Source organism: Caballeronia sp. TF1N1 (genome assembly GCF_022878925.1).
Classification (GTDB): Bacteria; Pseudomonadota; Gammaproteobacteria; order Burkholderiales; family Burkholderiaceae; genus Caballeronia.
This window is the reverse complement of sequence record NZ_CP084626.1, coordinates 1797225-1821915: the sequence shown is the minus strand read 5'-3', so window position 1 is coordinate 1821915 and position 24691 is coordinate 1797225. Positions and strand designations below refer to the sequence as shown.

Below are 24691 nucleotides of genomic sequence, written 5' to 3'. Positions count from 1 at the left end.
GCGAGCATGAGCGAACCGTTATTGGCGATCGACGACCTGCGCGTGCGTTTCGGCGATACCGTCGCGGTCGACGGCGTGAGTCTCGACATTCGCGCGGGCGAACGCGTGGCGCTCGTCGGCGAATCGGGATCGGGCAAGAGCGTGACGGCGCTGGCAATCCTGCGCCTCGTGCGCGATGCCGAACTCAGCGGCTCCATTCGCTTCAATGGCGAGGAGTTGCTGTCGAAGAGCGAGCACGCGATGCGCGGCCTGCGCGGCTCCGACATCGCGATGATCTTCCAGGAGCCGATGACCGCGCTCAATCCGCTCTACACGGTCGGCGACCAGATCGGCGAGACCATTCAGTTGCACGACGGCGCGACGCCGCGCGAGGCGCGTCAGCGTGCCATCGTGTTGCTGGCGCGTACCGGCATCACCGAGCCCGAGCGGCGTGTGGACAGCTATCCGCATCAGTTGTCGGGCGGGCAGCGTCAGCGCGTGATGATCGCGATGGCGCTCGCGTGCCGGCCGCGCCTTCTGCTCGCGGATGAGCCGACCACCGCGCTCGACGTGACCATCCGCGCGCAGATCGTCGATCTCCTGCTGGAACTGCAGCGTGACGAAGCCGAGAAGCGCGGCATGGCCGTGCTGCTGATCACCCACGATCTGAATCTCGTGCGGCGCTTCGCGGAGCGCGTCGCGGTGATGGAGAAGGGTCTTCTGGTGGAAAGCGGGCCGGTGGAGCAGATTTTCACCTCGCCGCAGCACCCGTACACGCAGCGATTGCTCGAAAGCAAACCGAAGCGCCACGTCCTGCCCGTGCTGCCCATCGCGCCGGTCTTGCTCGACGCCAAAAACCTCTCGGTCGACTATGCGACGAAACTGCCAGGCATCAACGGCTGGTTCAGGCGCGGCCGCTTCAAAGCCGTCGACGACGTGAGCGTTTCCGTGCGGCAAGGCGAGACGCTTGGCATCGTCGGGGAATCGGGATCGGGCAAATCCACGCTGGCCATGGCGTTGCTCGGCTTGCAGCGCGTATCGAACGGCGCTGTGCAGTTCCAGGGGCGCGCGCTCGGCGATTTTCGCGGACGCGAAAAAACCGTGCTGCGGTCGAATCTGCAAGTGGTGTTTCAGGACCCGTTCAGCTCGCTTTCGCCTCGTCAGACGGTGGAACGAATCGTCGGGGAGGGGCTTGCGTTGCATCGGCCGGAACTGAAGGCGCCGGCGCGGCGCGACAAGGTCATTGCCGTGCTGCGTGAGGTGGGGATGGATCGGACGGCGCTCAGGCGTTATCCGCACGAGTTTTCCGGCGGACAACGGCAACGCATCGCAATTGCGCGAGCATTGGTGCTTGAACCCAGCATTCTGATTCTCGACGAACCGACGAGTGCACTAGACGTTTCGATTCAGCAGCAAGTTCTGACGCTGCTCGCCGAGATTCAGAAGAAGCACAATCTCGGTTATGTTTTCATTAGCCACGACCTCGAAGTGATCGGCGCAATGGCGCATCGCGTGGCCGTGATGAGAAACGGAATTGTCGTGGAAGCGGGAGAAGTAGAGAAGATTTTTTCGAACCCTTCAGAGGAATACACACGAAAGCTACTGAGGGCAGCGCTCGAATCCTAAAAATCTTTCTTTTTCATCAATTGGGTGCTCGTCTCAATTGTATTTTCCTATTTCTTTTGACAGTTAAATAATTTGTGGCTAGTATCCTTCCAAACTTTCTCGTATCTCCCTGATTTTTCAGTCTTTAATTGTAAAACCTACCGACCGATGCAGCCATTGACATTGACTCAGACATGCGCGCGGGCAGCCGCAGGCATGTTGATCGGCCTTCTGATGACAACAACTTCCGGCGCGTTCGCCGACGAAGTCAGCAGTAATAGCCAAAGTAGCCAAGTTGCCAACAACGGCAACGCTTCAAATTCCTCCCAGATCACCTCAGTGGCCGCCACGGCGGACACCGCCAGCGCTCCTGGCGGCGCACGCTCGTTTCTTTCTGGCGTTGCCAGCAAGGCGGGCGATGTGGTCGTCGGCGCACTCAATATGATTGGCGTGCGTTATCGCTGGGGTGGCAATACACCGGATTCCGGCCTCGATTGCAGCGGCTTCGTGCGATACGTCTTCCAGGACACGCTCGGCATGACCTTGCCGCGCCGCGCCGAGGAAATGAGCCGTGTCGGCGAGAAGGTCCGCGTGTCGGATCTCAAGCCAGGCGATCTCGTGTTCTTCAACACCATGCGCCGTTCGTTTTCGCATGTCGGCATCTATATTGGCGACAACAAGTTCGTGCATTCGCCGTCCACCGGCAGCACGATCCGCGTTGACGACATGGAAAGCGGTTACTGGGAGCAGCGCTTCCAGGGCGCGCGCCGCATCGACAACGTGCAGTTCACCGACGGTAGCGAACTGCGTCAGCGCGTGAGCGCGAGTATCAGCGGTTACTAAGCCGTAAGTTGTAAGCCGTCTGAATCTACGAAAGCCTGCTTCCCAACGGAATGCAGGCTTTTTGTTTTCCTACGCGCTGTTTTGCATGACTATCGGCAGGTAAAAGTCAATCGGTTCGATCGGAAAGCCCGATTGCACGCGTTCCTAAAAGCCGTTATAGTTTTCGAATGAACTTTTTCTCGTTCTCCCTCTCGCTTCATTCGGCTAGTGCGTCGCTACGCGCACTATCGCTACTAGCGCGCCTACCGCGCTGATTCTTCTCGCCTCCCGTCTGCTCGTTCAAGGTTTTCGACGCCAGCGGTGGCGCGAACACCCGAATTCCCTTTTGTCTTTCGCTTCAACGCGATAATTCCAACAGTCGATAATTCTCCCCACTGGAGTCCAACATGGCAGCAGACAAGTTGATCATCTTCGATACGACCTTGCGCGATGGCGAGCAGTCCCCCGGCGCGTCCATGACGAAGGAAGAAAAAATCCGTATCGCGCGGCAACTGGAGCGCATGAAGGTCGACGTGATCGAGGCGGGCTTCGCGGCCAGCTCGAACGGAGACTTCGACGCCATCCACACGATCGCCTCGATGATCAAGGACAGCACGGTCTGCTCGCTCGCCCGCGCGAACGACAAGGACATCCAGCGCGCCGCCGACGCCTTGAAACCCGCGAGCCAGTTTCGCATCCATACGTTCATCGCGACGTCCGCGCTGCATATGGAAAAGAAGCTGCGCATGACGCCGGAACAGGTGTACGAGCAGTCGCGTCTTGCGGTGCGTTTCGCGCGCAAGTTCACGGACGACGTCGAGTTTTCGCCGGAAGACGGCAGCCGCTCGGACATCGACTTTCTTTGCCGCGTGCTCGAAGCGGTGATCGACGAAGGCGCGCGCACCATCAATATCGCGGATACGGTCGGTTACGGCGTGCCCGAGCTGTACGGCAATCTCGTGAAGACGCTGCGCGAGCGCATCCCGAATTCGGACAAGGCGGTCTTCTCCGTGCATTGTCACGATGACCTCGGCATGGCCGTCGCCAATTCGCTGGCGGGCGTGCAGATCGGCGGCGCGCGTCAGGTCGAGTGCACGATGAACGGACTCGGCGAACGCGCGGGCAATACGTCGCTCGAAGAAATCGTGATGGCGATCAAGACGCGCAAGGACTACTTCGGGCTCGATGTCGGTATCGATACGACGCAGATCGTGCCCACGTCGAAGCTCGTTTCGCAGATCACCGGCTTCGTCGTGCAGCCGAACAAGGCAGTGGTCGGCGCAAACGCGTTTGCACACGCGTCGGGCATCCACCAGGACGGCGTCCTGAAGGCGCGCGACACGTACGAAATCATGCGCGCGGAAGACGTGGGCTGGGCGGCGAACAAGATCGTGCTCGGCAAGTTGTCAGGCCGTAACGCGTTCAAGCAGCGTCTGGAAGAACTCGGCGTGCAACTCGAATCCGAAGCCGACGTGAACGCCGCGTTCGCGCGCTTCAAGGAACTCGCCGACCGCAAGGCCGAGATTTTCGACGAAGACATCATGCAGATCGTCTCGGAGGAATCGGCGGAAGCGCAGGCGAAGGAACACTTCCGCTTCGTGTCGATGAAGCAGCACTCGGAGACCGGCGAGCAACCGCAAGCACAAGTGGTGTTCGCGGTCGAAGGCGCGGAAGTGACGGGCGAAGCGCGCGGCAACGGCCCGGTCGATGCGACGTTGCACGCGATCGAATCGAAGGTGGATAGCGGCGCGGAACTGGTGCTGTATTCGGTCAACGCAATCACGACCGGCACGCAGGCACAGGGCGAAGTCACGGTGCGTCTTTCGAAGAGCGGGCGGATCGTGAATGGCGTGGGCACGGACCCGGACATCATCGCGGCGTCGGCGAAGGCTTATATCGCCGCGTTGAACAAGCTGCATTCGAAGGTCGAAAAGCTCAACCCGCAGCTTTGATCGCGGCTTGATGTAGCTCGAAACGAAAGGCCTCGCGATTAGCGAGGCCTTCGTCATTTTGAATACTTCAAAAGGCGTTGCGGCGGTCGGGATCGTGCAGCGGGTCTGGCGTTTTTTGCGTGAGACGCACGATGCCTTGTTCATCGAAATAGAAGTTGTACATCATGTACCAGACGTTCGCCTCCATGTAGCGATACGTCCAGACTTCGCGCTTCATCAGCGGGAAGTACGACGTCTCCACCGGACGGCCGAAATTCACGAGCACGTCCGTCTTGGTCCATGTGCCGATCTGCGCCTTGTAGAACTCGTTCTCGTCGAGCACTTGCCGCACGCTGACGATCTTGCCGGAAGCATCGACATCGGCGGCGGTCGTGACTTCACCGAGCGGTTGAGTCGGCCACATCAGGCGCTTGCCGCCGTTGGGCAAATCGTAGACTTCGCGTGGCGGGCCCAAGCGCGCGGTGAGCGTGGATGAATCCGCGCCCGTCTGAAAGTTTTGCCAGGGCTGCGCGCAAGCCGTGAGCATGAGCGCGGCGCCCACGCAAGCGAGCGTGCCGCGCAGCCGGTTGAAAGAGTTCAGCATGAAGGCCTCCACACATTCTTGTGTCGCGACAGTGTTAACGTTCTTGGCGCCTCGATGATTCCAGCGCGCCGCGCGTTGTCGCATTCATCGTTTTGACGATCGTCGCCAAAGCCTGGATCGTTCGCGTTCGATTTTGACACGCCATCGGGACAAAAGCGCGATGCCTCTCATCGGCGCGAAGAGGGCGCTCGCGGAATCGCCGCACTTGCACCGCGAGCCGTAGCCGTTCTATGATCCGCCCTTTCTTCGACTGGAAGGGCTGACGGTGAGCGAATCCGCAAGCAAACGAGCCGCGCGATGGCTGCAACGGGCCGCGCTGGCCTGCGCGATGTCGTCTTTCATGGCGCACGTAAGCGCCGCCGATTTGCCGCCCATCGAGCTCGCGATGATCGAGGGCATGTCCGGACCTTTCGCCAACGCAGGCGCGGCGGTCGAGCGCAACTTGCGCTTCGGCGTGGAGCGCGTGAATGCGAAGGGCGGCGTGAAGCTCGCCGACGGCATGCACCCGCTGCGACTCGTCGTGCTCGATGGCAAAGGCAGCAGCGAGGCGAGCCTCGTACAGTTGCGCGCGGCGATCGACGACAGGATCGGCTTCGTCATGCAGGGCAACAGTTCGGCGGTGGCGGCCGCGCTGGTGACGGCCATCGACAAGCAGAACGGGCGCGAGCCCGAGCATCGCGTGGTGTTCCTCAACTACTCCGCCGACGATCCCGCCCTGACCAACGCCGCGTGTAGTTTCTGGCATTTTCGCTTCGATGCCCACGCCGGCATGCGCATGGACGCGCTCGCGGACGCGCTGAAGAACGATCGCGCGGTCAAAAAGGTCTATCTGCTGAATCAGGATTACAGCTTCGGCCACGACGTCAGCCGCGAAGCGCAGCGTGCGCTGAAGGAACGCAGGCCGGATATCGCGATTGCGGGCGACGAGTTTCATCCGATCGGCCGCGTGAAGGATTTCGCGCCGTATATCGCGAAGATTCGCGCGAGCGGGGCCGACGCGGTCATCACCGGAAATTGGGGCAACGATCTCACGCTGCTCGTCAAGGCGGCGCGCGAGCAGGGGCTCGACACGAAGTTCTACACGTTCTACGGCAACAGTCTCGGCGCACCGGCCGCGCTGGGTGACGCCGGCGTAAAGCGCGTGATCGCGGTCGCCGACTGGCATCCGAATGCGGGCGGCGCGTTATCGGACGCGTATTACCGCGATTTCCGCGCGCGCTATCCGGCGGCATCGGACGATTACCTCGTGCTGCGCATGCCGCTGATGATCGAGATGCTCGCCGCCGCGATGACGCGCGCCGGGAGCGCGGACCCTTACGCCGTGGCCCGCGCGCTCGAAGGCATGAAGTTCGATGGCGAAGGATTCCACGCATCGACCATGCGCGCGGAAGATCATCAACTGATCCAGCCCCTGTATGTCATGGAGATGGACAAGGCGGGCACGGCGGGCATCCGGTTCGATAACGAAGGCTCGGACTATGGCTTTCGGACGCTGCTCGCGGTGCCGGCGGAAAAGACCGTCCAGCCGTCGACGTGCCAGATGGCGCGTCCGGCGCGCTAGTCTCCCGTCTTTCGGACTTCGCCCTATGCTATACTCTGCGCTTCGCTTTTTTGACTCGATCCGGCTGTCGAAAACAGTCTGAAACCAAGAGTTTGGAAGAAGCGAAACTATCGTGAACAAACCACGGCACGGCCTTTCTTCCGTGACCGCCTGTCTGTTTTAAAGGAAAAGCAAATGTCCGCAGCAGAAATCAAGAAGTCCGACGTCGTCGCCGAATACGCGCGCGGCGCCAACGACACTGGCTCCCCCGAAGTGCAAGTCGCACTGCTCACGAGCCGCATCAACGAACTGACCGTCCACTTCAAGGCCCACACGAAGGACCACCACAGCCGCCGCGGTTTGCTGCGCATGGTGAGCCGTCGCCGCAAGCTGCTCGACTACCTGAAGGGCAAGGACGCGGACCGTTACCGCTCGCTGATCGAAAAACTGGGTCTGCGTAAGTAATTGCGCCCAAACGTGGCTTTGCGGCCAGCGTTCTAACGAAGTGCCTGTGTCAGTTCGCTGATACAGGCATTTTGTTTTTGCGCGATCCGCTCGCCTGATCATTTGCCCGGTCAGCGCTCGGTCGATCTCTCATCATTGGGTTCGTCGAATGCTGATAATCGGCAAGTAGTTCACATGCTTTACCCCGGATGCTTCATCCGGACAGACACTCGGTGCAGCCTCGCGGCGGAGCTTTGTGTCATTCCAGCGCGGTATGAACACTCAATGCGCGCGGCGCGCTGGAATGGCATAACACACCTCTCAAGCGCGGCTCGGTACCGCCTAGCCAGCGCCGTCCGGTGGGCAAACGTCCACCGATCCGGCGTGGCGCAACGTAGAAGGAGTCGCAATGTTCAATAAGATCGTCAAGGAATTCAAGTGGGGACAGCATAACGTCCGCCTGGAAACGGGTGAAATCGCTCGTCAGGCAAGCGGCGCGGTGATCGTCGATGTCGAAGATACCGTCGTGCTCGCCACTGTCGTCGGCGCAAAGACCGCCAAGCCGGGTCAGGATTTCTTCCCGCTGACCGTCGATTACCTCGAAAAGACCTACGCTGCCGGCAAGATTCCGGGTGGCTTCTTCCGCCGCGAAGGCCGTCCGTCCGAAGGCGAGACGCTCATCTCGCGCCTGATCGACCGTCCGCTGCGCCCGCTCTTCCCGGAAGGCTTCTATAACGAAGTGCAGGTCGTGATCCACGTCCTGTCGCTGAACCCGGACGTTCCCGCCGACATTCCCGCGCTGATCGGCGCGTCGGCAGCGCTCGCCGTGTCCGGTCTGCCGTTCAACGGCCCGGTCGGCGCCGCGCGCGTCGCCTACATCAACAACGAATACGTGCTGAACCCGACGCGTCCGCAAATGAAGGAATCGGCGCTCGACCTCGTGGTCGCCGGTACGGAACGCGCGGTGCTGATGGTGGAATCGGAAGCGCAGCAGTTGTCCGAGGAAGTCATGCTCGGCGCGGTCGTGTTCGGCCACGAGCAAATGCAAATCGCCATCGACGCAATCCATGAACTGGTGCGCGACGGCGGCAAGCCGGAATGGGACTGGCAGCCGGCCCCGAAGAACGAAGCGCTCATCTCGCGCGTCACGGAAATCGCCAAGCCGGAACTGGAAGCGGCTTATCAACTGCGCAACAAGCAAGCGCGTTCGGCCAAGCTGAAGGAAGTTTTCGCGGCGACCTCGGCGAAGCTCGCAGCGGACGCGGCTGCTTCGGGCACGGCAGCGGCGGATGCGGCGACCATCGGCAACGTGTTGTTCGACATCGAAGCGAAGATCGTCCGTTCGCAGATTTTGAACGGCGAACCGCGTATCGACGGTCGCGACACGCGCACCGTGCGTCCGATCGAAATCCGCACCGGCGTTCTGCCGCGCACCCACGGCTCGGCGCTCTTCACGCGCGGCGAGACGCAGGCGCTGGTCGTCGCCACGCTCGGCACGAAGGGCGACGAGCAGAACATCGACGCGCTCGAAGGCGAATACCGCGAGCGCTTCATGCTTCACTACAACATGCCGCCGTTCGCGACGGGCGAAACGGGCCGCGTCGGTTCGCCGAAGCGCCGTGAAATCGGTCACGGCCGTCTCGCCAAGCGCGCGCTGGTCGCGTGCCTGCCGAACGCCGACGAATTCGGCTATTCCATCCGCGTCGTGTCGGAAATCACGGAATCGAACGGCTCTTCGTCGATGGCTTCGGTCTGCGGCGGTTGCCTCGCGCTGATGGACGCCGGCGTGCCGATGAAGGCGCACGTGGCCGGCATCGCCATGGGCCTGATCCTCGAAGACAACAAGTTCGCGGTTCTGACCGACATCCTCGGCGACGAAGATCACCTCGGCGACATGGACTTCAAGGTGGCCGGCACCGCGCAAGGCGTGACGGCGCTGCAAATGGACATCAAGATTCAGGGCATCACCAAGGAAATCATGCAGGTCGCGCTCGCGCAGGCGAAGGAAGGCCGCATGCATATCCTCGGCAAGATGACCGCCGCGGTGCCGACCACGAACACGGAGTTATCGGACTACGCGCCGCGCATGATCACCATCAAGATCAATCCGGAGAAGATTCGCGACGTGATCGGCAAGGGCGGTTCGGTGATCCGCGCGCTGACGGAAGAGACCGGCACGACCATCGACATTTCCGACGACGGCGTCGTGACCATTGCGAGCACGAGCTCGGAAGGCATGGCCGAGGCGAAGAAGCGTATCGAGAACATCACGGCCGAAGTGGAAGTGGGCCAAGTGTACGAAGGTCCGGTGCTCAAGCTGCTGGACTTCGGCGCGATCGTGAATATCCTGCCGGGCAAGGATGGTCTCCTGCACATCTCGGAAATCGTCAACGAGCGTGTGAAGGACATCAACGACTACCTGAAGGAAGGCCAGATCGTGAAGGTCAAGGTCATCCAGACGGACGAGAAGGGTCGCGTGCGTCTGTCGGCCAAGGCGCTTCTGAACGAAGCCGCGCAACAAGCCGAACCGACGCAGCCGCAGCAGTAATGCGGTAATGTGTCGACGGCCGGCCGCATCTGCGAGCCGGCCGTTTTCTTGTATGAGGTGCAGCGGGCGACGCTTTGTCCGATGCATCGCCGGACCCGATGGCACTGTGGAGCGCGTGTCGCCCGCGCGACACAGTGCCATCTGGTTCGCCAAGTCAACGCGCTTGCCACACGACTGACTGTCTGGGAGAAGCAATGAAGGCCATCGAAATCACTGAGTTTGGTGCACCCGAAGTGCTGAAGCTGGGCGAGCGCCCGAAGCCCGAGCCGGGCAAGTGCGAAGTGCTCATCAAGGTGAGCGCTTCGGGCGTCAACCGGCCCGATGTATTTCAGCGCAAGGGCGCGTATGCGCCGCCGCCGGGCGCGTCGGATTTGCCGGGGCTCGAAGTGGCGGGCGAGATCGTCGATGGCGACTTCGATCCAAAACATAATCCGTTCGGCCTCAAGAAGGGCGATCGCGTCTGCGCGCTGCTCGCGGGCGGCGGTTACGCGGAATACGCGGTTGCGCCGCTCGAACAATGTTTGCCGGTTCCGGCTGGATTGACGGACATCGAAGCGGCTTCGCTGCCGGAAACGTTCTTCACCGTGTGGAGCAATGTCTTCGAGCGCGCGCATCTCGGTTCGGGCGAAAACGGCGACGAGGAGACGCTGCTCGTGCAGGGCGGATCGAGCGGTATCGGCGTGACGGCCATACAGATTGCGAAGGCGCTCGGCTTTCGCGTGTTCGCCACGGCCGGCAGCGACGAAAAGTGCCGCGCCTGCGAAGCACTCGGCGCGGAGCGCGCGATCAACTACAAGACGGAAGATTTCGTCGAAGTGGTGCGTTCGCTCACGAACGATCGTGGAGTCGACGTCATTCTCGACATGGTCGCGGGCGATTACCTGCCGCGCGAACTGAAGTCGCTCGCGGATGGCGGGCGTATCTGCGTGATCGCGCTGCTTGGCGGCGCAAAAGCGGAGATCAATCTCAATGACGTGCTGCGGCGTCGGCTGGTCATCACCGGATCGACCTTGCGGCCGCGTCCGGTGGCGTTCAAGGCGAAGATTGCCGCTAAGCTGAAAGAGCAAGTCTGGCCGGAGATCGAGGCGGGGCGTATCAAGCCGGTGATTCATCAGGTGTTCCCGGCAAGCGAAGCCGCGGCCGCACACACGTTGATGGAAAGCAGCACGCATGTCGGCAAGATCATGCTCGACTGGCGCGAGGACGCCTGATTGCCCTTGATTATTGCGCGTTGCGGTTCTGGCGGTTTGACCGGTTTCGCCGTATCACAGTAAAATCGCCTGTTTTGCAAGCAGTTGGCAGTTCGCTTTTTCGAAATACGCGCAGAGGGTTCAAACATTCCGATAACAGAGTGGTCTTTGAACCTCCGGGTGAACGATTGATGAACGATCGGGTTCGCCCCGGTGATCCTCAAAGGCCGCCACGCATGGCGGTGTCATTCCACCGCCGTCGAGTGACGAGACAATGTCCAGACAACGAGCGAAACTGGTGGTGGGCAACTGGAAGATGCATGGCCGCATCAAAGAGAACGCGGCTTTGCTGAGCGAGGTCGCCGTTGGGGCGTCGGCCTTGCAGAAGAGCGTGGGTGTGGGCGTATGCGTTCCATGTCCGTACCTCGCGCAATCGCAGGCGCTTTTGAGCGGCTCGGTCGTGCGCTGGGGCGTTCAGGATGTGTCCGCGCATGAGAAGGGCGCGTTCACCGGAGAAGTCGCGGCGGAAATGGCCGCCGATTTCGGTGTGACATACGCGATCGTCGGACATTCCGAGCGGCGCGCGTATCATCGCGAAAGTCCGGAACTCGTGGCGGCCAAGGCGCTGCGTGCAATCGACGCAGGCCTGACGCCCATTGTGTGCGTCGGCGAGACGCTCGAACAGCGCGAAGCAGGCTCGACTGAAGAAGTCGTCGGCACGCAGCTCGAAGCCGTGTTGCTCGCGTTGACCGAGGAACAGGCAGCGAGCATCGTGGTGGCGTACGAGCCGGTGTGGGCCATCGGCACGGGCAAGAGCGCCACGGCGCAGCAAGCGCAGGATGTTCACGCGTTCGTGCGTGCGAAGCTGGCGGAGAAGGGTGCGTCGGTGGCGAACGTGCCGCTGTTGTATGGCGGCAGCGTGAAGCCCGAGAACGCGCAGGAATTGTTCGGGCAACAGGACATCGACGGCGGGCTGATTGGCGGCGCGTCCTTGAAGTCGGAAGATTTTCTTGCGATTTGCCAGGCGGCGTTGGCCGAGGTTCAGTAAACGGCCGAAGCGTCAGGCAGACAAAGAAGCAAATCGCGGCACATGAGTGTCACGGAAACATCAAGATCCAGGTGAGTTGAAATGCTGTATTTGAAGACTTTGATTATCGTCGTCCAGTTGTTGTCGGCGCTTGGCGTGATCGGGCTTGTGCTGTTGCAGCATGGCAAGGGTGCGGACATGGGTGCGGCGTTTGGAAGTGGGGCATCGGGCAGTCTGTTTGGCGCGACCGGTTCCGCTAACTTCCTATCACGCACGACCGCCGTGCTTGCCGCGGTCTTCTTCGTGACGACGCTGGCGCTGACCTACATCGGCAGCTACAAGCCGCAGGTTTCCGCAGGCGTTCTTGGCGGTGCAATGCCTGCGCCCACGGCTTCCGCGCCTGCTGCGGCAAAGTCGGGTTCGGCGCCTGCCGCTGCGACTGCGCCGGCATCCGCCGCGCCTGCGTCGAGCGCGCCGGGTTCGGACGTGCCGAAGTAAATCGCGGAGTTCCTCGGCCGGTTGTCCAAGAAACGCCCAGAACAAATTTTCGCGTTATTCGTGTTTTGTGCGTTGAACAATTCGTGAGACCTAGTTATAATTCAAGTCTTGTAGCGATTCGCGGCAATTAAGAAGTTGTTTTCCCGGATTGCAGTACAGTGCCGACGTGGTGAAATTGGTAGACACGCTATCTTGAGGGGGTAGTGGCGAAAGCTGTGCGAGTTCGAGTCTCGCCGTCGGCACCAAAAAGTTATCCAAATGCCAGCCGCATGCATCGCTTCGGCTGGCATTGTCACTTCTGGAGTACCCTTACGGTTTCACATTGACTTATCGTTGTGATAAGCATGGTGCCGAAGAGTTACCAAGCGGTCCGAAGTGAATTCTCCGCCGTGCGTTTGCGCCGGCAGCAGCACCCAGACAGTCACAGACCACATCTACCGATCTGAGGATAGCCTTGAACCTCGCACCCTATTACCCCGTCTTCTTGTTTATCGTAGTCGGCCTCGGTCTGGGTATAGCGTTGGTCAGCATCGGCAAAGTTCTCGGTCCCAACAGACCCGACACCGAAAAGAATGCACCGTACGAATGCGGCTTCGAAGCCTTCGAAGACGCGCGTATGAAGTTCGATGTGCGTTACTATCTCGTCGCGATTCTTTTCATCATCTTCGACCTTGAGACGGCGTTCCTGTTTCCGTGGGGTGTTGCCCTGCGCGATATCGGGTGGCCGGGCTTCATGGCCATGATGATTTTTCTGCTCGAATTTTTGCTTGGCTTCGCCTACATCTGGAGAAAGGGCGGACTCGACTGGGAATGAAAGTTAGATCACCGGATTCATGGGCGGCTATGGCTGGCAGCTCATCTGGAGTGGAAAACAAATGAGTATCGAAGGGGTCTTGAAGGAAGGCTTTGTCACCACCACGGCTGACAAGCTGATCAACTGGACGCGCACCGGCTCTCTTTGGCCGATGACGTTCGGTCTCGCCTGCTGTGCGGTCGAGATGATGCATGCGGGCGCGGCGCGCTACGACCTGGATCGCTTCGGGGTGGTGTTTCGCCCGAGCCCACGTCAGTCCGACGTCATGATCGTGGCAGGCACGCTGTGCAACAAGATGGCGCCCGCGCTTCGTAAGGTGTACGACCAGATGGCCGAGCCGCGCTGGGTCATCTCCATGGGTTCGTGCGCGAACGGCGGCGGGTACTATCACTATTCGTATTCCGTCGTGCGCGGCTGCGACCGTATCGTTCCGGTCGACGTCTACGTGCCCGGCTGTCCTCCGACTGCCGAAGCGCTGGTCTACGGCGTGATCCAGTTGCAGGCGAAGATTCGCCGGACCAACACCATCGCGCGTCAATAAAGGCCTGAGCCTCCCCAATTATGGCAAGCAAACTCGAGACCCTCAAAGCGAACCTCGAGGCGGCGTTTGGCGACCGTCTCCAAGTCACCGAGTCGCTGGGTCAGGTAACGGTGGTCGTGAAAGCGGCCGACTACATCGAAGTCGCGACCCGACTGCGTGACGATCGCTCGCTCGGCTTCGAGCAGTGCATGGACCTGTGCGGCGTCGACTATTCGACCTTCGGCGACGGCGTCTACGACGGCCCGCGTTTTGCCGCGGTGCTGCATCTTCTGTCCATCGCGAACAACTGGCGCGTGCGCGTGCGCGTGTTCGCACCGGACGACGAAGTGCCCATCGTGCCGTCGGTGGTCGACATCTGGTCGTCGACAAATTGGTACGAGCGCGAAGCGTTCGACCTGTACGGCATCGTGTTCGAAGGCCACCCCGACCTGCGCCGCATTCTCACGGACTATGGCTTCATCGGCCATCCGTTCCGCAAGGACTTCCCGATCTCCGGCTACGTGGAAATGCGCTACGACCCGGAAGAGAAGCGCGTCGTGTATCAGCCTGTGACGATCGAACCGCGCGAGATCACGCCGCGCGTGATTCGCGAAGATCGCTACGGCGGTCTGAAACATTAAGAGAACGCCATGGCAGAGATCAAGAACTACACGCTGAACTTCGGCCCGCAACACCCTGCAGCGCACGGTGTGCTGCGTCTCGTGCTGGAACTCGACGGCGAAGTCATCCAGCGCGCCGATCCACACATCGGCCTCTTGCATCGCGCGACCGAGAAGTTGGCGGAAACCAAGACCTTCATTCAGTCGGTTCCGTACATGGACCGCCTGGACTACGTGTCGATGATGGTCAACGAGCACGGCTATGTGCTCGCTATCGAAAAGCTGCTCGGTATCGACGTGCCGATCCGCGCGAAGTACATCCGCGTGCTGTTCGACGAAATCACGCGCGTGCTGAACCACCTGATGTGGATCGGATCGCACGCGCTCGACGTCGGCGCCATGGCGGTGTTCCTCTATGCGTTTCGCGAGCGCGAAGATCTGATGGACGTCTACGAGGCGGTGTCGGGCGCGCGCATGCACGCGGCTTACTATCGTCCGGGCGGCGTTTATCGCGATCTGCCTGACGCAATGCCGCAATACAAGGCGTCCAAAATTCGCAATGCGAAGGCGCTCGACCGGATGAACGAGAACCGTCAAGGTTCGCTGCTCGACTTCATCGAAGACTTCTTCAATCGCTTCCCGCACTGTGTCGACGAGTACGAAACGCTGCTTACCGACAATCGTATCTGGAAGCAGCGGCTTGTCGGCATCGGCGTGGTGAGTCCTGAGCGCGCGTTGCAGATGGGTCTTTCCGGTGCAATGCTCCGTGGCTCGGGCATCGAATGGGATCTGCGCAAGAAGCAGCCGTACGAAGTCTATGACCAACTCGACTTCGACATTCCGGTTGGCGTGAACGGCGACTGCTACGACCGCTATCTGGTGCGCGTCGAGGAAATGCGTCAGTCCGTGCGTATCGCCAAACAGTGCATTGCCTGGCTGCGCAAGAATCCGGGCCCGGTGATGGTCGATAATTACAAGGTTGCTCCGCCTTCGCGCGTCGGCATGAAGAGCAACATGGAAGAGCTGATTCACCACTTCAAGCTCTTCACCGAAGGCTTCCACGTGCCCGAAGGCGAGACGTATGCCGCCGTCGAGCATCCGAAGGGCGAGTTCGGCATCTATCTGATTTCGGACGGCGCGAACAAGCCTTATCGCCTCAAGATTCGCGCTCCGGGCTACGCGCATCTCGCGTCGCTCGACGAAATGGCGCGCGGCCACATGATCGCGGATGCCGTGACGATCATCGGCACGCAAGACATCGTGTTCGGCGAAATCGATCGCTGATAGCCGTTCGTATTGGTTCTCGCTCGACGCCCAAGCGAACAGCGCAGCAGCAATAACAGCAAACCGCAGGACGCCAGGTCTGCCGCAACAAGAAGGGCGCGGCAGGTTTTCGTTCGGTAGGAATTGAAAGAGTCGTGTCTGAAAATGATCTCAGCTGAAGGCCTGAAAGAAATCGATCGCGCGGTCGCGAAATATCCCGCGGAGCAAAAGCAATCCGCGGTGATGGCAGCACTGGCTGTCGCTCAGGAAGAGCACGGGTGGCTCTCGCCGGAACTCATGCAGTTCGTGGCGAGCTATCTCAGCATGCCGCCGGTCGCCGTGCAGGAAGTCGCGACGTTCTACACCATGTATAACCTCGCGCCGGTCGGCAAGCACAAGATCACGCTTTGCACGAACCTGCCTTGCCAGCTTGGCCCGGACGGTGGCTCGGATAGTGCTGCTCAGTATCTCAAGCAGAAGCTTGGCATCGACTTCGGCGAAACCACGCCGGACGGCAAGTTCACGCTGAAAGAAGGCGAATGCTTCGGCGCGTGCGGCGACGCACCCGTCGTGCTGGTGAACAATCACCGCATGTGCAGCTTCCTGAGCCACGAGAAGATCGACCAGTTGATCGAGGAACTTTCGAAATGACGTCACTCCACGATCGTCACATCAAGCCGCTGATCCTCGCTGGCCTCAACGGCGAGAACTGGCATCTCGAAGATTACGTTGCGCGCGGCGGCTACAAGCAGTTGCGGCGCATTCTCGAAGAGAAGATTCCGCCCGAGCAAGTGATCGCCGACGTCAAGGCGTCGGGTCTGCGCGGCCGCGGCGGCGCGGGTTTTCCGACCGGCCTCAAGTGGAGCTTCATGCCGCGTCAGTTTCCGGGGCAGAAGTATCTCGTCTGCAATTCGGACGAAGGCGAACCGGGCACGTTCAAGGATCGCGACATTCTGCGCTGGAACCCGCATTCGCTGATCGAAGGCATGGCCATCGGCGCGTACGCAATGGGCATCACCGTGGGCTACAACTACATTCACGGCGAGATCTTCGAGGTCTATCGCGTGTTCGAAGCGGCGCTCGAAGAGGCGCGCGCGGCCGGTTATCTCGGCGCGAACATCCTGGGCACGGGCTTTTCGTTCGAGTTGTACGCGCATCATGGCTATGGCGCGTATATCTGCGGTGAAGAAACCGCGCTGCTGGAATCGCTGGAAGGCAAGAAGGGCCAGCCGCGCTTCAAGCCGCCGTTCCCGGCGAGCTTCGGCGTGTACGGCAAGCCGACCACCATCAACAACACCGAGACGTTCGCGGCCGTGCCGTTCCTGCTGGAAATCGGCCCGCAGAATTACCTCGAGATCGGCAAGCCGAATAACGGCGGCACGAAGATCTTCTCGGTGTCGGGTGACGTGAATCGTCCTGGCAACTATGAAGTGCCGCTCGGCACGCCGTTCGCCACGCTGATGGAACTGGCCGGCGGTGTACGCGGCGAGTCGATCAAGGCGGTCATTCCAGGCGGTTCGTCGGCGCCGGTCGTGCCGGGCGAGATGATGCTCGCAACGGACATGGACTACGATTCCATCGCCAAGGCGGGCTCCATGCTCGGCTCGGGCGCGGTCATCGTCATGAACGAAACGCGTTGCATGGTGCGTTCGCTGCTGCGTCTGTCGTACTTCTATTACGAAGAGTCGTGCGGTCAGTGCACGCCTTGCCGCGAAGGCACGGGCTGGCTGTATCGCGTGGTGCATCGTATCGAGCACGGACTTGGCCGCAAGGAAGATCTGGATCTCTTGAACTCGGTTGCCGAAAACATCATGGGCCGCACGATTTGCGCGCTCGGCGATGCGGCGGCCATGCCCGTGCGCGGCATGCTCAAGCACTTCTGGAACGAATTCGAATATCACGTCGAGCACAAGCATTGTCTCGTCGGCGGGCACGCGCATCATGCGGCGTCCGAAGCGCTTACCGCGTAATCAGACGCGCAATCAGATGCGCGACAGAGGTTGAGGATCTTTATCCATCATGGTTGAACTAGAAATTGACGGCAAGACGGTCGAGGTTCCTGAAGGCAGCATGGTGATCCAGGCTGCGCATAAGGTCGATACGTACATTCCTCACTTCTGCTATCACAAGAAGCTGTCGATCGCGGCGAACTGCCGGATGTGCCTCGTCGAAGTCGAAAAGATGCCGAAGGCCGTTCCCGCGTGCGCCACGCCCGTATCCAACGGCATGATCGTGCGTACCACCTCCGACAAGGCCGTGAAGGCGCAGCAGTCGGTGATGGAGTTCCTGCTGATCAACCACCCGCTGGATTGCCCTATTTGCGATCAGGGCGGCGAATGCCAATTGCAGGATCTGGCCGTCGGTTACGGCAAGTCGCAATCGCGCTATAGCGAAGAAAAGCGCGTGGTGTTCCACAAGAACGTCGGCCCGCTCATCTCCATGGAAGAGATGACGCGCTGCATCCACTGCACACGCTGCGTGCGCTTTGGCCAGGAAGTGGCCGGTGTGATGGAGCTCGGCATGCTGGGCCGTGGCGAGCATTCGGAAATCACCTCGTTCGTCGGCAAGACGGTCGACTCCGAACTGTCCGGCAACATGATCGATCTGTGCCCGGTCGGCGCGCTCACGAGCAAGCCGTTCCGCTATAGCGCGCGTACGTGGGAACTGTCGCGCCGCAAGTCGGTGAGCCCGCACGATTCCGTTGGCGCGAACCTCGTCGTCCAGGTAAAGAACAATCGCGTCATGCGCGTTCTGCCGATGGAAAACGAAGCCATCAACGAATGCTGGATTTCAGACAAGGATCGCTTCTCCTACGAAGGCCTGAACGGCGACGAGCGCCTGAGCACGCCCATGCTCAAGCAAGGCGGCAACTGGATCGAAACCGACTGGCAGACCGCGCTCGAATATGTGGCGAAGGGCATCAAGGGTATCAAGGCGGACCACGGCGCGAACGCCATCGCTGCGCTGGCCACGCCGCATGCAACGGTCGAAGAACTTTTCCTGCTGAAGCAATTCGCGGAAGGCGTGGGTACGCCCAACGTCGATTTCCGTCTGCGTCAGAACGACTTTTCGGCGCCCGTGGGCGTCGGCGCACCCTGGCTCGGCGTGCCTATCGCGGATCTGTCGAATGTCGATACCGCGTTCGTCATCGGTTCGTTCCTGCGTCGCGATCATCCGTTGCTGGCCGCGCGTCTGCGTCAGGCGGCGAAGAATGGCGCCATGCTCACGCTTCTCAACGCAAGCAACGACGACTCGCTGATCCCGACCGCGCATCGCCTGGTGGCGGCGCCGTCGGCTTGGCTCGACCAGCTCGCGGGCATCGCAGCCGCGGTGGCCGAAGCGCGTGGCTCGGAACTGCCGGAAGCGTTTGCCGGACGCGAAGTATCGGCGGCGGCGAAAGATGTCGCGGCATCGCTCTCGGCGGGCGACAAGCGCGTCGTGCTGCTCGGCAACCTCGCGGTTCAGCATCCCGATTTCGCGCAGATTCACGCGGCGGCGCAATGGATCGCGAACAGCACGGGCGCCACGCTTGGCTTCCTGACCGAAGGCGCGAATTCAGTGGGCGCGCATCTGGTCGACGTCCTGCCGGGCGAAGGCGGTCTCAACGCGCGCGAAGTGTTCGAACAGCCGCGCAAGGGCTACGTGCTGCTCAATGCAGAACCGGAATTCGATACGGCCAACCCCGCACAAGCCATCGCCGCATTGAAGCAGGCGGAAATGGTCGTGGTGATGTCGTCGTTCAAGCACGGACTCGACTACGCGGACGTGTTGCTGCCCATCGCGCCATTCACGGAAACGTCGGGCACCTTCGTCAACGCGGAAGGCACGGCTCAGTCGTTCAACGGCGTCGTGCGCGCGCTGGGCGACACGCGTCCGGGCTGGAAGGTTCTGCGGGTGCTCGGCACGTTGCTCGGTCTGTCGGGCTTCGATTACGACACGGCCGAAAAAGTGCGTATCGCCGCACTCGGCACGGGTGAGTTGAGCGCGCGTTTGTCGAACGAGACGACGGTCGCGGCCAAGCGCGCGGCGTCGAATGTCACGGCGAACGGCGGCTTCCAGCGTCTTGCCGACGTGCCGATCTATCACGCCGACGCACTGGTGCGCCGCGCCCCGTCGCTGCATCTGACGGCCGCGGCCCGCGACGCGAACATGGCGGGTCTGCCGACCGCGCTTTTCGACCAGCTCGGCCTGAAAGACGGCGAAGCAGTGCGCGTCAAGCAAGGCAATCTGTCGGTGGTGCTGCCCGCGGTTCGCGATGCGAATCTGGCGGAATCGGTGGTCCGCGTATCGGCGGGCACGTCAGCCGGCGCCGCGCTTGGCGGCCTGTTCGGCGAACTGGTAGTGGAGAAGGCGTAAATGGGCTTGTTCGATACGATCAACGCGGGCGGCACGCAGATTCTGGGCGTCGCATGGCCAACGGTGTGGGCGCTGGTGCGCATTGTCGTGGTCGCGGTAGTGATCCTGCTGTGCGTCGCGTACCTGATTCTCTGGGAACGCAAGCTTATCGGCTGGATGCACGTGCGTCTCGGCCCGAACCGCGTCGGCCCGGCAGGTCTCTTGCAGCCAATTGCGGACGTGCTGAAGCTGTTGCTCAAGGAAGTCATTCAGCCGACGCAAGCAAGCAAGTGGATCTACGTGATCGCGCCGATCATGACGGTGGTCCCGGCGTTCGCCGTGTGGGCGGTCATTCCGTTCCAGGCCAAGGCCGTGCTCGGCGACATCAACGCCGGTCTGCTGTATGTCATGGCGATCTCGTCCATCGGCGTGTACGGCGTGATTCTAGCGGGCTGGGCGTCGAACTCGAAGTACGCGTTCCTCGGCGCCATGCGCGCGGCGGCGCAGATGGTGTCCTACGAAATCTCGATGGGCTTCGCGTTGGTCGTCGTGCTGATGGTCGCGGGCACGTTGAACATGTCGGATATCGTCACGTCGCAGCAACGCGGCATTTTCGCGGGCTTCGGCGTCAACTTCCTGTCGTGGAACTGGCTGCCGCTTCTGCCAATGTTCGTCGTGTACTTCATCTCGGGCATCGCCGAAACGAACCGCCATCCGTTCGACGTGGTGGAAGGCGAATCGGAAATCGTCGCCGGTCACATGATCGATTACTCCGGCATGGCGTTCGCGCTGTTCTTCCTCGCCGAGTACATCAACATGATCGTGATCTCGGCGATCGCCACGACGCTGTTCCTCGGCGGCTGGGACGCACCGTTCGGCTTCCTGTCGTTCATCCCGGGCGTGTTCTGGTTTGTTTTCAAGGTCTTCCTCCTGCTGTCGGTCTTCATCTGGGCGCGCGCGACTTTCCCGCGTTACCGCTACGACCAGATCATGCGTCTTGGCTGGAAAGTGTTCCTGCCGGTGTCGGTGGTGTGGGTCGTCGTGGTCGGCTTCTGGATCATGTCGCCGCTCAACATCTGGAAGTAACGGCGCGCAAAGAGACAAGAGCGGACAAATATCATGAACGCAATACAGAGCTTTTTTAAGACCTTCTTCCTGACCGAACTGCTCAAGGGTCTGGCGCTGACGGGACGCTACACGTTCCAGCGCAAGATCACGGTGCAGTTCCCGGAAGAGAAGACGCCTATTTCTCCGCGTTTTCGTGGCCTGCATGCACTGCGCCGCTATGAAAACGGTGAAGAGCGCTGCATTGCCTGCAAGCTGTGCGAGGCAGTATGCCCGGCGCTCGCCATTACGATCGAATCGGAAACGCGTGCTGACAATACGCGCCGCACGACGCGTTACGACATCGACCTGACCAAGTGCATCTTCTGCGGCTTCTGCGAAGAAAGCTGCCCGGTCGACTCGATCGTCGAGACGCACATCCTCGAATATCACGGCGAGAAGCGCGGCGACCTGTACTTCACGAAGGACATGCTGCTTGCGGTGGGCGATCGTTACGAGACGGAAATCGCCGCATCGAAGGCGGCAGACGCGCCTTATCGTTGATGCGAAGCCGAGCCTGGAGCGCCGCGCGAGAGAAACAGAAACCACGTTCGCGCGCTCCCGTCCTCGACATGTCGTTGCGTTTTTGTTGTTGCTGTCTGGCACAATGCGGCGCGCTTAGTGACCGTGCTTCGTGGCTGATCTTCCCCGGCCGCGCTTTGTCCGTCGCACGGAGAGAGCGAGCCGAAGCGCCGATACACCATGCCTCTTGATGGCCTAACGATGAACCGGTAATCATGGAATTCACAACCGTACTGTTCTATATCTTCGCGCTGCTCCTGACCGTGTCGGCGCTGAAGGTGATCACTTCGCGCAACCCGGTGTCATCCGCGCTCTTTCTCGTGCTCGCGTTCTTCAACGCGGCCGCGATCTGGATGCTGCTGCAGGCCGAATTCCTCGCGATCCTGCTGGTTCTCGTCTACGTGGGCGCCGTGATGGTGCTGTTCCTCTTCGTCGTGATGATGCTCGACATCAACATCGACGTACTGCGACGCGACTTCAGACGCTTCGTGCCGCTCGCGAGCATCGTGGGCGCGATCATCGTGGTGGAAACGGCGCTGATCCTGTGGCACGGTTTCGGCGCGACGACCACGCCGGTCGTTGGCGCGGCTGTCAGCGGCGCGGCGGTGATGCCGAACACGCAGCTCATCGGCAAGATCATCTACACGGACTACATCTTCGCGTTCGAAATCGCCGGTCTCGTGCTGCTGGTCGCAATCATCGCGGCGATCTCGCTCACCATTCGCGACAAGAAGGACAAGAAGACGCAGACCGTCAGCCAGCAGGTCAAGGTGCGCGCCCAGGACCGCGTGCGTATCGTCAAGATGAAGTCCGAGACAGAGGCGCCCGACGCCGCGACGGAACCGCCCGTGACCGGCAACATCGGTGCGGGAACGGTCGACAACAAGGGCTGAGCGCGAAGGAGAATATCGAAATGTTGAGTCTTGCCCATTACCTCGTGCTCGGTGCGATCCTCTTTGCGATCAGCATCGTCGGCATCTTCCTGAATCGCCGTAACGTCATCATCATTTTGATGGCCATCGAGCTGATGCTGCTCGCGGTGAACACCAATTTCGTCGCGTTCTCGCATTATCTGGGCGACATACACGGCCAGATCTTCGTGTTCTTCGTGCTGACCGTGGCTGCTGCTGAAGCGGCAATCGGTCTCGCGATTCTCGTGACCCTGTTCCGCAGCCTCGACACGATCAACGTCGAGGACCTCGATCAGCTCAAAGGTTAATTTCAGGCTAGGCTGTTATGTCCATGACACTCAATGAAAACGTCCTGCTTGCGGTTCCGCTGGCGCCGCTTGCCGGTTCGCTGATCGCGGGGCTGCTGGGAAAGACGATAGGGCGCAAGGGCGCGCACAGCGTGACGATTCTCGGCGTCGCGATCTCCTTCGTGCTGTCCGCGATGGTCTTCTTCGACGTGCTGAACGGCGCGAGCTACAACGCCACCGTCTACGAATGGATGACGGTCGGTTCGCTCAAGATGGAAGTCGGCTTCCTGGTCGACTCGCTCACCGCGATGATGATGGTCATCGTGACCTTCGTCTCGCTGATGGTGCACATCTACACCATCGGCTACATGGCGGATGAAGAAGTCGGTTACGAGCGGTTCTTCTCATACATCTCGCTCTTCACGTTCTCCATGCTGATGCTCGTCATGGCGAACAACTTCCTGCAGCTGTTCTTCGGCTGGGAAGCCGTGGGTCTCGTGTCGTACTTGCTGATCGGCTTCTACTTCACGCGTGAAACCGCGATCTACGCCAACATGAAGGCGTTTATCGTGAACCGCGTGGGCGACTTCGGTTTTCTGCTGGGCATCGGCCTGTTGCTGGCGTTCGGTGGCTCGTTGAACTACGGCGACGTGTTCGCGCAAAGCGACAAGCTCGCGACCATGACCTTCCCCGGCACGCAATGGGGCTTGCTGACGGTATCGTGCATTTGCCTCTTCATCGGCGCGATGGGTAAGTCCGCGCAGTTTCCGCTGCACGTGTGGCTGCCCGACTCGATGGAAGGCCCGACGCCGATCTCCGCGCTGATCCACGCGGCAACCATGGTGACGGCCGGTATCTTCATGGTGACGCGCATGTCGCCGCTCTTCGAGCATTCGGATGCGGCGCTGTCGTTCGTCACGGTCATCGGTGCGATCACCGCGTTGTTCATGGGCTTTCTCGGCGTCGTGCAGAACGACATCAAACGCGTGGTGGCTTACTCCACGCTATCGCAGCTCGGCTACATGACGGTCGCGCTCGGCGTGTCGGCTTATCCGGTCGCCGTGTTCCACCTTGCCACGCACGCGTTCTTCAAGGCGTTGCTGTTCCTCGGCGCGGGCTCGGTCATCATCGGCATGCACCACGACCAGGACATGCGCAACATGGGCGGTCTGCGCAAGTACATGCCGATCACCTGGATCACGTCGCTGATCGGTTCGCTCGCGCTGATCGGCACGCCGTTCTTCTCCGGCTTCTACTCGAAAGATTCGATCATCGAAGCGGCCAAGGCCTCGCACCTGGCGGGCTCCGGCTTTGCGTACTTCGCGGTGGTCGCAAGCGTGTTCGTCACGTCGCTGTACTCGTTCCGCATGTACTTCATGGTGTTTCACGGTCCGGAGCGTTTCCGCGGTCCGAAGCATCCCGATTCGCCGATGGGTCAAGCTGAAGCACATGGCCACGGTCACGATTCGCACGGCCATGGTCACGACGACCACGGGCACGGCCATGATGACCACGGCCACGCGCACGTGCCGCACGAAACCCCGTGGGTGGTGTGGCTGCCGCTCGTGCTGCTGGCTATTCCGTCGATCATCATCGGCGCGATCGGTATCGGTCCGATGGTCTACGGCGACTTCTTCTCGCACGGCGTGATCTTCGACAAGGTGATCTACATCGCCGAAAACCACGAAGGCCTGAAGGAAATGGCCACGGAGTTCCACGGCTGGATGGCCATGGCGCTGCACGGCATCATCACGCCGGGACCGGTGTGGATCGCGGCTTTCGGCGTGATCGTCGCGTGGTTCCTGTATATCAAGCGTCCGGATCTGCCCGCTGTCATCAAGAAGGCGTCCGGCCCGATCTATACGCTCCTCGACAACAAGTACTACTTCGACAAGATCAACGAAGTGGTCTTCGCCAAGGGCGCGGTCGCCATTGGCCGGGGGCTGTGGAAAGAGGGCGATGTGGTCGTCATCGACGGCATCGTCAACGGCAGTGCGCGGTTCGTCGGCTGGTTCGCCGGTGTGATCCGCTTCCTTCAATCCGGTTACATCTATCACTACGCGTTCGCCATGATTATCGGCATGTTGGGGCTCTTGACCCTGTTTGTAACGCTCGGCGGCAAATAAG

The 24691-nt window shown here is 60.8% G+C and carries 22 protein-coding genes and 1 tRNA gene; 22 read left to right on the top strand and 1 reads right to left on the bottom strand.

What is annotated here, in order from left to right; translation table 11 throughout:
- The first annotated feature begins 6 nt into the window (after positions 1 to 6).
- The 3 genes from LDZ28_RS08450 (at position 7) to LDZ28_RS08440 (ending at position 4358) form a co-directional block, all read left to right on the top strand.
- Entirely contained in the window at positions 7 to 1605 is a 1599-nt protein-coding gene (locus LDZ28_RS08450) for an ABC transporter ATP-binding protein (RefSeq protein ID WP_244825505.1), read from the top strand.
- A 147-nt stretch (positions 1606 to 1752) separates the two neighbouring features.
- Complete coding sequence (locus tag LDZ28_RS08445; RefSeq protein ID WP_244828064.1) at positions 1753 to 2427, top strand: C40 family peptidase; 675 nt, start codon at positions 1753 to 1755, stop codon at positions 2425 to 2427.
- A gap of 386 nt (positions 2428 to 2813) precedes the next feature.
- A complete protein-coding gene (locus LDZ28_RS08440; RefSeq protein WP_244825503.1) occupies positions 2814 to 4358 on the top strand; it encodes a 2-isopropylmalate synthase in 1545 nt (514 codons plus the stop codon).
- A 67-nt stretch (positions 4359 to 4425) separates the two neighbouring features.
- Here the strand turns inward: LDZ28_RS08440 and LDZ28_RS08435 are convergent, their stop codons facing one another.
- Positions 4426 to 4941 carry a hypothetical protein gene (locus tag LDZ28_RS08435; protein ID WP_244825501.1) on the bottom strand — a complete coding sequence of 172 codons (516 nt, stop codon included), beginning with the start codon at positions 4939 to 4941 and terminating at the stop codon, positions 4426 to 4428.
- Between the two features lie 328 nt (positions 4942 to 5269).
- On the opposite strand from LDZ28_RS08435, the gene LDZ28_RS08430 reads away from it, so the two are divergent.
- The 19 genes from LDZ28_RS08430 to nuoL all read left to right on the top strand — a co-directional run bounded on the left by LDZ28_RS08430 (position 5270) and on the right by nuoL (position 24690).
- Positions 5270 to 6502 (top strand): branched-chain amino acid ABC transporter substrate-binding protein, encoded by a 1233-nt coding sequence (locus LDZ28_RS08430; RefSeq protein ID WP_244828062.1) that lies wholly within the window; start codon positions 5270 to 5272, stop codon positions 6500 to 6502.
- A 174-nt stretch (positions 6503 to 6676) separates the two neighbouring features.
- Positions 6677 to 6946, top strand: a complete 270-nt coding sequence (gene rpsO, locus LDZ28_RS08425; RefSeq protein ID WP_244825500.1) for a 30S ribosomal protein S15 — start codon at positions 6677 to 6679, stop codon at positions 6944 to 6946.
- Between the two features lie 388 nt (positions 6947 to 7334).
- A complete protein-coding gene (pnp, locus tag LDZ28_RS08420) occupies positions 7335 to 9473 on the top strand; it encodes a polyribonucleotide nucleotidyltransferase (protein WP_244825498.1) in 2139 nt (712 codons plus the stop codon).
- Between the two features lie 194 nt (positions 9474 to 9667).
- On the top strand, positions 9668 to 10684 hold the full coding sequence (locus tag LDZ28_RS08415) for an NAD(P)H-quinone oxidoreductase (RefSeq protein ID WP_244825496.1): 1017 nt from the start codon (positions 9668 to 9670) through the stop codon (positions 10682 to 10684).
- Between the two features lie 253 nt (positions 10685 to 10937).
- Entirely contained in the window at positions 10938 to 11711 is a 774-nt protein-coding gene (tpiA, locus tag LDZ28_RS08410; protein ID WP_244825494.1) for a triose-phosphate isomerase, read from the top strand.
- 81 nt (positions 11712 to 11792) lie between these two features.
- Positions 11793 to 12188, top strand: coding sequence for a preprotein translocase subunit SecG (gene secG / locus LDZ28_RS08405; protein WP_244825493.1), 396 nt, complete (start codon positions 11793 to 11795; stop codon positions 12186 to 12188).
- 160 nt (positions 12189 to 12348) lie between these two features.
- Positions 12349 to 12433, top strand: a tRNA-Leu gene (locus LDZ28_RS08400).
- 209 nt (positions 12434 to 12642) lie between these two features.
- Positions 12643 to 13002: an NADH-quinone oxidoreductase subunit A gene (locus LDZ28_RS08395; RefSeq protein WP_244825491.1), complete on the top strand. Its 360-nt coding sequence runs from the start codon at positions 12643 to 12645 to the stop codon at positions 13000 to 13002.
- 61 nt (positions 13003 to 13063) lie between these two features.
- Positions 13064 to 13543, top strand: coding sequence for an NADH-quinone oxidoreductase subunit B family protein (locus LDZ28_RS08390; RefSeq protein WP_006052903.1), 480 nt, complete (start codon positions 13064 to 13066; stop codon positions 13541 to 13543).
- Positions 13544 to 13563: 20 nt separating this feature from the next.
- The gene (locus LDZ28_RS08385) at positions 13564 to 14163 is read left to right on the top strand and encodes an NADH-quinone oxidoreductase subunit C (RefSeq protein WP_244825489.1); all 600 of its coding nucleotides are present in this window, start codon (positions 13564 to 13566) and stop codon (positions 14161 to 14163) included.
- A 9-nt stretch (positions 14164 to 14172) separates the two neighbouring features.
- A complete protein-coding gene (locus LDZ28_RS08380; protein ID WP_244825486.1) occupies positions 14173 to 15426 on the top strand; it encodes an NADH-quinone oxidoreductase subunit D in 1254 nt (417 codons plus the stop codon).
- A gap of 144 nt (positions 15427 to 15570) precedes the next feature.
- The gene (nuoE, locus tag LDZ28_RS08375; protein WP_244825485.1) at positions 15571 to 16056 is read left to right on the top strand and encodes an NADH-quinone oxidoreductase subunit NuoE; all 486 of its coding nucleotides are present in this window, start codon (positions 15571 to 15573) and stop codon (positions 16054 to 16056) included.
- Positions 16053 to 17375: an NADH-quinone oxidoreductase subunit NuoF gene (gene nuoF / locus LDZ28_RS08370; protein ID WP_244825483.1), complete on the top strand. Its 1323-nt coding sequence runs from the start codon at positions 16053 to 16055 to the stop codon at positions 17373 to 17375. Before nuoE ends, nuoF begins: the two co-directional genes overlap by 4 nt.
- Before the next feature lie 49 nt (positions 17376 to 17424).
- Positions 17425 to 19761: an NADH-quinone oxidoreductase subunit NuoG gene (nuoG, locus tag LDZ28_RS08365; protein ID WP_244825481.1), complete on the top strand. Its 2337-nt coding sequence runs from the start codon at positions 17425 to 17427 to the stop codon at positions 19759 to 19761.
- Positions 19762 to 20826: an NADH-quinone oxidoreductase subunit NuoH gene (gene nuoH, locus LDZ28_RS08360; protein ID WP_244825480.1), complete on the top strand. Its 1065-nt coding sequence runs from the start codon at positions 19762 to 19764 to the stop codon at positions 20824 to 20826.
- 33 nt (positions 20827 to 20859) lie between these two features.
- The gene (gene nuoI, locus LDZ28_RS08355; RefSeq protein WP_244825478.1) at positions 20860 to 21348 is read left to right on the top strand and encodes an NADH-quinone oxidoreductase subunit NuoI; all 489 of its coding nucleotides are present in this window, start codon (positions 20860 to 20862) and stop codon (positions 21346 to 21348) included.
- A gap of 233 nt (positions 21349 to 21581) precedes the next feature.
- Complete coding sequence (locus tag LDZ28_RS08350; RefSeq protein ID WP_244825476.1) at positions 21582 to 22259, top strand: NADH-quinone oxidoreductase subunit J; 678 nt, start codon at positions 21582 to 21584, stop codon at positions 22257 to 22259.
- Positions 22260 to 22279: 20 nt separating this feature from the next.
- On the top strand, positions 22280 to 22585 hold the full coding sequence (gene nuoK / locus LDZ28_RS08345; RefSeq protein ID WP_031360677.1) for an NADH-quinone oxidoreductase subunit NuoK: 306 nt from the start codon (positions 22280 to 22282) through the stop codon (positions 22583 to 22585).
- A gap of 17 nt (positions 22586 to 22602) precedes the next feature.
- Complete coding sequence (nuoL, locus tag LDZ28_RS08340) at positions 22603 to 24690, top strand: NADH-quinone oxidoreductase subunit L (protein WP_244825474.1); 2088 nt, start codon at positions 22603 to 22605, stop codon at positions 24688 to 24690.
- The last annotated feature ends 1 nt before the right edge of the window (position 24691 follow it).

Excerpts from the sequence above, each read along its gene's own strand:
- LDZ28_RS08450 (WP_244825505.1), top strand. The coding sequence starts at position 7 with ATGAGCGAACCGTTATTGGCGATCGACGACCTGCGCGTGCGTTTCGGC.
- LDZ28_RS08445 (WP_244828064.1), top strand. The coding sequence starts at position 1,753 with ATGCAGCCATTGACATTGACTCAGACATGCGCGCGGGCAGCCGCAGGC.
- LDZ28_RS08440 (WP_244825503.1), top strand. The coding sequence starts at position 2,814 with ATGGCAGCAGACAAGTTGATCATCTTCGATACGACCTTGCGCGATGGC.
- LDZ28_RS08435 (WP_244825501.1), bottom strand. The coding sequence starts at position 4,941 with ATGCTGAACTCTTTCAACCGGCTGCGCGGCACGCTCGCTTGCGTGGGC.
- LDZ28_RS08430 (WP_244828062.1), top strand. The coding sequence starts at position 5,270 with ATGTCGTCTTTCATGGCGCACGTAAGCGCCGCCGATTTGCCGCCCATC.
- rpsO (WP_244825500.1), top strand. The coding sequence starts at position 6,677 with ATGTCCGCAGCAGAAATCAAGAAGTCCGACGTCGTCGCCGAATACGCG.
- pnp (WP_244825498.1), top strand. The coding sequence starts at position 7,335 with ATGTTCAATAAGATCGTCAAGGAATTCAAGTGGGGACAGCATAACGTC.
- LDZ28_RS08415 (WP_244825496.1), top strand. The coding sequence starts at position 9,668 with ATGAAGGCCATCGAAATCACTGAGTTTGGTGCACCCGAAGTGCTGAAG.
- tpiA (WP_244825494.1), top strand. The coding sequence starts at position 10,938 with ATGTCCAGACAACGAGCGAAACTGGTGGTGGGCAACTGGAAGATGCAT.
- secG (WP_244825493.1), top strand. The coding sequence starts at position 11,793 with ATGCTGTATTTGAAGACTTTGATTATCGTCGTCCAGTTGTTGTCGGCG.
- LDZ28_RS08390 (WP_006052903.1), top strand. The coding sequence starts at position 13,064 with ATGAGTATCGAAGGGGTCTTGAAGGAAGGCTTTGTCACCACCACGGCT.
- LDZ28_RS08385 (WP_244825489.1), top strand. The coding sequence starts at position 13,564 with ATGGCAAGCAAACTCGAGACCCTCAAAGCGAACCTCGAGGCGGCGTTT.
- LDZ28_RS08380 (WP_244825486.1), top strand. The coding sequence starts at position 14,173 with ATGGCAGAGATCAAGAACTACACGCTGAACTTCGGCCCGCAACACCCT.
- nuoE (WP_244825485.1), top strand. The coding sequence starts at position 15,571 with ATGATCTCAGCTGAAGGCCTGAAAGAAATCGATCGCGCGGTCGCGAAA.
- nuoF (WP_244825483.1), top strand. The coding sequence starts at position 16,053 with ATGACGTCACTCCACGATCGTCACATCAAGCCGCTGATCCTCGCTGGC.
- nuoG (WP_244825481.1), top strand. The coding sequence starts at position 17,425 with ATGGTTGAACTAGAAATTGACGGCAAGACGGTCGAGGTTCCTGAAGGC.
- nuoH (WP_244825480.1), top strand. The coding sequence starts at position 19,762 with ATGGGCTTGTTCGATACGATCAACGCGGGCGGCACGCAGATTCTGGGC.
- nuoI (WP_244825478.1), top strand. The coding sequence starts at position 20,860 with ATGAACGCAATACAGAGCTTTTTTAAGACCTTCTTCCTGACCGAACTG.
- LDZ28_RS08350 (WP_244825476.1), top strand. The coding sequence starts at position 21,582 with ATGGAATTCACAACCGTACTGTTCTATATCTTCGCGCTGCTCCTGACC.
- nuoK (WP_031360677.1), top strand. The coding sequence starts at position 22,280 with ATGTTGAGTCTTGCCCATTACCTCGTGCTCGGTGCGATCCTCTTTGCG.
- nuoL (WP_244825474.1), top strand. The coding sequence starts at position 22,603 with ATGTCCATGACACTCAATGAAAACGTCCTGCTTGCGGTTCCGCTGGCG.